Annotated in this window: 1 protein-coding gene; it reads right to left on the minus strand. The window is 70.2% G+C overall.

What is annotated here, in order from left to right; all coding sequences use genetic code 11:
- The coding region (locus tag NQO67_RS43500; RefSeq protein WP_255956197.1) for a S8 family serine peptidase at positions 1-718 on the minus strand (718 nt) is incomplete at both ends.

Consider the following 718-nt stretch of genomic DNA (forward strand, 5'->3'; position numbering starts at 1 on the left):
TGTGGCATGCGGATGGGTCGACTTGATGAGTGCCACGACGCCCGCGACGTGCGGCGCTGCCACCGACGTACCGGACCCGTAGCCCCAGGTGCCGCCCGGCAGGGTACCGAGGATGGAGCCGTTGGTCGCGGGCGGCGCGGGCGGCTGGTAGGCGGCGTCACCGCCGGGCGCGGCGATGTCGATGACGCCCAGCCCGTAGCTGGAGTACGACGACTTCAGCCCCTTGGCACCGGTGGCCGCCACCGTCACGACACCCGGCAGCTCCGCGGGGAGGATCTTGCAGAGGGACGTATCGATGTCCCGGGGGTGCGGCCCGGTGTCGTCCGGACTGTACGGGTCGATGAGGTGGTCGGCGGCGAGGTCGAGCCTCTCGTTCCCGGCCGCCGCGACGTTGACCGTGCCCTTCTTCTCCGCGTACTGCGAGGCCCGGGTGATGGCGTCGGCCAGTGCCTTCTGACCGGGGTCGGCACTGCATGCGAAGTACCACGGGTCGGTGAAGTAGCTGTTGTTGGTGACGTCCACGCCGTGCTCGGCGGCCCAGACGAAGCCGCAGACGACCGCCTCGGCGTACATGAAGCCGTCCGGAGTGGCGACCTTGATGCCGGCCACCTTCACCCCCGGCGCGACCCCGACCATCCCGATGCCGTTCTTGGCAGCCGCTATCTCGCCGGCGACGTGCGTGCCGTGCGAGCTCTCTGCATTGGAGGGGCGCCATGCT

It is taken from the genome of Streptomyces odontomachi (assembly GCF_024435355.1).
GTDB lineage: Bacteria > Actinomycetota > Actinomycetes > Streptomycetales > Streptomycetaceae > Streptomyces > Streptomyces odontomachi.